The sequence below is a fragment of the uncultured Phenylobacterium sp. genome, assembly GCF_902826855.1.
GTDB lineage: Bacteria > Pseudomonadota > Alphaproteobacteria > Caulobacterales > Caulobacteraceae > Phenylobacterium.
Window position 1 is genome coordinate 1 of sequence record NZ_CADEGK010000064.1, and the last position, 5,487, is coordinate 5,487.

Consider the following 5,487-nt stretch of genomic DNA (forward strand, 5'->3'; position numbering starts at 1 on the left):
GGGGCGTCGCGGGGCGGTGGCGCCGTGTGGCTACCGCGGGTGCGTCACGCCGGCGGCTGCCCCGCGCCGCGAGCCGGACCTGGCGCGGCGGAACCTCAGTGCGGGGTCGGCGCTGGAACGCCAGAGGTCCTGGCGCGAGTCGCTAAGGCCCCCTACGAGACCCCGCAGCCTGCGACCTGCGACGAGATCGAGCGCCAGATCGAGACGTTGGACCAGGCCCTCGGACCGGATGTCGATGCTGGAGACGCAGTCAACGATGGCTCGCAGTGGGTCACCGACGCCGTTCAGGTTCTGATCCCCTACCGCGGCGCCGTTCGGCTCGTCACCGGCGCCAAGCGGGCGGAACGGAAGCGGGCCGCCGCCTTCCTGGCCGCCTCGGTGCGAAGAGGATACCTCAAGGGAATGCGCCTGAGCCTCGGGTGCTCGTTGACGTGAGCTACACGAGCGGCTCGTCCTTCGTCACCCCGATTGCCAACGCCCTCAGCCGGGCCCCCAGCGTGGAGGTTCGCCGGATTGCGCGAAATCAAGGCGCCAGGCGAAAATTGGGGCCAGTTGTGGGTGCAAGGCGCGCATCCCTCACCGGGGCAGCGCGGCAAGGAGGGATGGATGAGCGATCTTGCATCGTTGCTGAGCGGAGCGCGCCAACGGCTCGTGCGCTACAAGAAGGGTCAGATCATCTTCGACGAGGGCGAGCCCTCCTCGGCGGTCTTTCGCGTTGTCAGCGGCTGCGTGCGCCTTCAGATCAATGGCGCCGACGGACACCGCCAGATCGTGGGGTTCCTCTTTCCCGGCGATCTGTTCGGGTTGTGTGTCGATGAGCGTACATCGTCGGCCGGAGCCATCGGCGACGTCGAGCTCACACGGTACGCCTTGGATTCCGTCCTGCAACTGTCGACGCAGTCGACTGAACTTACCTTCGAGCTCATACGGACCATCAATACTCAGTTCAACGCGCTCGCGCATCAAGTGGAACACGTCACGCACCTGCCGGCGCGGGAACGCGTGCTTTGGTTCCTGAGTGGGTTGGCGGATCGGCGCTCGGGAATCGGCGCTTCGGTCCCGCTGCCCATGAACCGTCGCGACATCGGTGACTTCCTGGCCCTCGCGCCCGAAACCCTGAGCCGCGTGATCAAGACCCTGCAAGAGCAGGGCATCGTCGCCTTTCGAGGCCCGCGGGCCTTCACAGTCCGCATTCCGGCCCTCAAGTCTCTTCCCCAGCCGTTTGAACAGCGCCCCGCCGCCGCCTGACCTTCGTCGTGCGCAGGTTCGCAGAAGCCAGGCGAACGGCCCATTTGGGCTATCACGGATTGTGAGTACTACTGCAGATAGCAGCCGGCGCGGCCTTGTTCGCGGGCAACCCGTTGGTCCGAAACCCGGCCCGATAAATAGTTAGCAAACATGATTGCGGTCAAGTTAAGCATATCAGCTTCCACTATCCCTTCCTGTGCGGACTGATAGCGAGAACAATCTCGCGAACATCCGAAATGGAAAGGATAAGCTATGAAGCTCAGGCAAATTCTGCTTTGCACAGTCATGGCGAGCGGCCTGCTGGCAGGCGCCACGGTGGCCCAGGAAACCGGCGGTAACACCCCCACGGAAACGCCTGGCGAACCGCCGGCGATCGAAGCCCCGAAGGCCGCCGGCCAGGGTGAGGCGACCGCCGACGGCGGCGGCTCGGACAGCGAGCATATCGCCTGGACGGTCGGCTCCGGTCCGGGCAACGACACGGGCCTGTACAAGAGCACGACCGCTAGCCGGAACGCGCTGACGGGGACCGTCAATCAGAACACGACCAGCTTCGTCGGGGCGTCGAATACGATCTCGCAGGAATCCACCATCGACGCGTTCTCGAGCGTCGGCCAGGCCTCGATTTCGCTGAACTCAGGCCAGCATGCTGTCGTGAACGCCGGCTCGGCGGTGAACTTCGTCGCCAACCAGGGTTCAGATAACCCCCAGACCGTGCTGGAAGGCGGCATCCTCAGCAACTTCGCTGTGGATGAGACGGTGGGCGCGGACGGCAGCAGCCACTTGGTGACCAGCCTCGAGCAGGAGGCTTCCGACAACCAGGTGGCGGTCGACGACGGCACGGCGAGCGGCTCGGGTGGTGGCAAGAATACGGTGCACATCGCCCACACGGTCGGCAGCGGAACCGGCAACGACGTCGGGTTCGACGAGTCCTCGCTCGTCAGCTCGAACGATGTGCTCGGTTCGGTGACCTCGAACGTGCTGGTGTTCGCCGCGACGGAGGGGGCGAACGAGCTCACCCAGCTCGCGAGCCTGACCAACGTGAACTCGACCGGCCAGGTGTCCATCGCCCAGAACGCCGGCAACAACTCGATCGTCACCGCCGGAACGTCCGTCGGGTTCATCGCGAACTTCACGTCCTCGGCGATCACCCCGATCTCCCCCTCGGGATCGTAGTCGTCGGCAATGGCCGGCGGCCGTCCTGTCGGGCGGTCGCCGGCGCCTTCTCACAGGTGCGAGATGTTCAACGGAATGGCAGCCGCTTTCGCGGCGGCGGCGGTTGTGTCCTCGGCGCCCGTCGCCGAGCCCGCAGAGCCCCCAATTGCAGCGGCGGTTTCGCTCTTCGGAGCGGAGGCCGCGCCTCGGCCCGCCGAGGCGCTCGTCGAGGTGCGCGGCCGTGGTGGGCTCATCCCGGTGTCGCTGGTCTCCGGCAACCAGGTCGTGTTCCAGGGCCCGGCCGACGTCACCCAGCAGAACACCATTGATGGGTCGTTCAACGGCGCGTCCGGCGTGTTCACGGTGGTTCAGAACGCCGGCAACAACGCGTCCGTCGTCGTGCAGACGAACGTCTGGATCAACGTGACGCCATGACCCGCGCCCGCGCCCTCCTGGTGTCGGCCACGATGGCGATGACGATGACGCTTGGCGCCGCGGGCGCACGGTCCGCCGAGGTGCCGGTGCGCACCCCTGTCGGTCAGTTCGGCATCCCTGTCCGCAGTATGATCGATCAGCGCTTCACGGGAGTCGTGCGCCAGCGGTACGACTTCAGCTGCGGCTCCGCGGCGCTCGCGACGCTGCTGACTTACCACTACGAAATGCCCACGGACGAAGTCGCTGCGTTCCAGGCGATGTTTGCCGCGGGCGACCAGAATGAGATCCGCAGGCGCGGGTTCTCGCTGCTCGAGATGCAGCAGTATCTCGCCAAGAACGGCCTGACCTCGAACGCCTATCGAGAGTCGCTGGACCGGCTGCAGAAGGTCGGAGTGCCGGCCATCGTCCTGATCGAGCCCAACGGCTACCGGCACTTCGTCGTGATCAAGGGGCTGACAGATCGCGAAGTCCTCGTCGCCGACCCGGCGGTCGGCCTGAAGCGCTACGATCGGCCCGCCTTCGAGGCGATCTGGCGAAATCGGCTGCTCTTCGTCATCGAAGGAAAGGCCGCGATCGGCCGCAGCCGGTTCAACGAAACATCGAGTTGGACGGCGCTGCCCCGCGCACGGTTCGACAATCTGGCCACGCGCGAGGCGCTGATGACCGCCACCTGGCTCGGCCGTGGCCCCGGGGAGTTTTGACGATGTCTCGGTCTTGGATGCTCATGGCCGTGTTGGTCGCCGCCGCGGTTCAGCCTGCCTCCTCGCGGGCGGGGGATCTCTTCGACGGTGCGTCGCCGGCGCTCAAGGAAGAGCTGGCCGAGGCCCGCGGCGGCTTTGCGCTGCCCTCCGGCGCGGTGGTCGATATCAGGTTCACGTCCACCCTGTCCGTCGACGGCCGGTCGATCGATCTGCCCACGCTGGAAGCCGGCGGGCTGCAGCGGTGGAGCGATGCGCACGGGGTCGATATCGAGGTGGTGCGAGGCCTCGCCGGCGCCGTGATCGCGCTCCGCAACAGCCGCGATGGGGCCCAGATCCAGCTGATCAACGATATCCGTATCGATGTCTCCGGGGCCGATGTCGCTCGGCAGATGATCAGCCGCAGCGCCCTGCAGAGCTTCGCGTCGACGGTCGGCAGCTTCTGAGATTCAGCGACAACGCGTACGGGGGGAGAACAGAGCCTTGATACCGAAGACCCACAACATCGCATCCGCAGGCGCGATTGCCGCGGCGCTGCTCGTCGCGATGGCGGCGGCGCCAGCTCTTGGCGGGACCGACCTCGGGCCTCGGGATGACGAGGCGAAGGCGGCGATCACCCAGGCCCTGCAGCGCCAGGCGGACCTCATTCAGGCCGCGGCGGCCCTGGACGCGCGCCAGCAGGCGCTGCGCGCGGAAATGACGGAGCTCGAAGCCCACGGACGAGTTCTGAGGGGCGGGATTGATGAGGCCAACATGCTCCTGCGCAGCGCGTTGGCTGCGGCCGGGTCCGATGCCGTCCCCACCGAGCTGGCCGCGCTCGCCATGGCCCGCGGACGTGGCCAGGAGCCAGGCCCCGTACAGACGACGGCCGCGCCGCCTCCGGAGGCGGTGGGCGAGCGCCCCAAGGCGGAGCGGGCCCTCCCGGAGCTGGCCGCCGCGCCCGATCGCGGCGGCGTTCTGCTGCCGCCCGGGTCCTTCAGTATCGAGCCGATGGTCGACTACATACGCTCCGACGTCACCCGCGCGGAGGTGGTCGGGTTCAGTGTCCTGCCAGGCGTGCTCCTCGGCGACATCGTGGTGACCGACGCCAACCGCGACACCATCGTCGCCAGCGTCACCGGTCGCGTCGGGCTGATGCGCGGGCTCGAGGCGGAAATCCGCGTGCCCTACATCTATCGCAGCGACACAGTGGCGCTGCGCCCGGTGGGCGAGGCCGCGAACGGCGATGTCGAAGTGCCCAGCGACGGAGCCGCGTTCGGCGACGTCGAGGCCGCCATTCATATGCAGCTGCTCAGCGGCAACGCGAGCCGGCCGTTCGTTGTCGGTCACCTGCGCGGCCGTTTTCCGACCGGGGTTTCCCCCTTCGGGGTCCCGCGCGACCAGCGGACCGGGGCCGAACTCGAATTGCCGACGGGAACCGGCTTCTACTCGGTCCAGCCCAGCGTCTCGCTTCTATGGCCCAGCGATCCGGCCGTGCTTTTCGCGAACCTCACCTACCAACACACCTTCAAGCGCGACAAAGGGGAGGGTTTCGGCCTCATAGCGCCTGGAGACCAGTTCGGGGCAAGCGTTGGTCTTGGGCTCTCGCTGAACGACAAGCTTTCGCTCAGCATCAGCTACGATCACAGCATGGTACGGCCGACGGAGCAGAACGGTGCGCGCGTGACCGGCTCACAAACGCTGCAGCTCGGCACGATGCTGTTCGGCGCCACCTATCGGCTGCAGTCCGGAAATCTGTGGCAGGTCACGATCGGCTCGGGCGTCACCGCGGACGCGCCCGATCTGCGGGTCGGCGTTCGCCGCAGCTACCGCTTCGACTGGCAGGTGCGCAGGAACGGCTCCCGGCGTTGATGCGAGGGAGCCGCTCTTGAGCCTCTCAGGCCGAATCTCTTGCGCGGGCAGGGGGTCCGCCGCGGCGTCCGTCAAAGCCCTTCGATGACGCGCTTCATGGGCG

The 5,487-nt window shown here is 67.1% G+C and carries 6 protein-coding genes and 1 pseudogene; all 7 read left to right on the forward strand.

The features are described from left to right. A pseudogene (locus tag QZV94_RS10705) lies at positions 1 to 435 on the forward strand (hypothetical protein); the annotation flags it as partial. Positions 436 to 513: 78 nt separating this feature from the next. Beyond that, on the forward strand, positions 514 to 1,248 hold the full coding sequence (locus tag QZV94_RS10710) for a Crp/Fnr family transcriptional regulator (RefSeq protein WP_293677841.1): 735 nt from the start codon (positions 514 to 516) through the stop codon (positions 1,246 to 1,248). A gap of 252 nt (positions 1,249 to 1,500) precedes the next feature. Continuing rightward, entirely contained in the window at positions 1,501 to 2,421 is a 921-nt protein-coding gene (locus QZV94_RS10715; protein ID WP_293677842.1) for a hypothetical protein, read from the forward strand. Between the two features lie 75 nt (positions 2,422 to 2,496). Continuing rightward, entirely contained in the window at positions 2,497 to 2,835 is a 339-nt protein-coding gene (locus QZV94_RS10720; RefSeq protein ID WP_293677843.1) for a hypothetical protein, read from the forward strand. Continuing rightward, positions 2,832 to 3,536 carry a C39 family peptidase gene (locus tag QZV94_RS10725; protein ID WP_293677844.1) on the forward strand — a complete coding sequence of 235 codons (705 nt, stop codon included), beginning with the start codon at positions 2,832 to 2,834 and terminating at the stop codon, positions 3,534 to 3,536. Before QZV94_RS10720 ends, QZV94_RS10725 begins: the two co-directional genes overlap by 4 nt. A 29-nt stretch (positions 3,537 to 3,565) precedes the next feature. Then, positions 3,566 to 3,979 carry a hypothetical protein gene (locus QZV94_RS10730; protein WP_293677845.1) on the forward strand — a complete coding sequence of 138 codons (414 nt, stop codon included), beginning with the start codon at positions 3,566 to 3,568 and terminating at the stop codon, positions 3,977 to 3,979. Between the two features lie 37 nt (positions 3,980 to 4,016). After that, positions 4,017 to 5,384 (forward strand): transporter, encoded by a 1,368-nt coding sequence (locus QZV94_RS10735; protein ID WP_293677847.1) that lies wholly within the window; start codon positions 4,017 to 4,019, stop codon positions 5,382 to 5,384. Positions 5,385 to 5,487: the final 103 nt, after the last annotated feature.

Excerpts from the sequence above, each read along its gene's own strand:
- QZV94_RS10715 (WP_293677842.1), top strand. The coding sequence starts at position 1,501 with ATGAAGCTCAGGCAAATTCTGCTTTGCACAGTCATGGCGAGCGGCCTG.
- QZV94_RS10725 (WP_293677844.1), top strand. The coding sequence starts at position 2,832 with ATGACCCGCGCCCGCGCCCTCCTGGTGTCGGCCACGATGGCGATGACG.
- QZV94_RS10720 (WP_293677843.1), top strand. The coding sequence starts at position 2,497 with ATGGCAGCCGCTTTCGCGGCGGCGGCGGTTGTGTCCTCGGCGCCCGTC.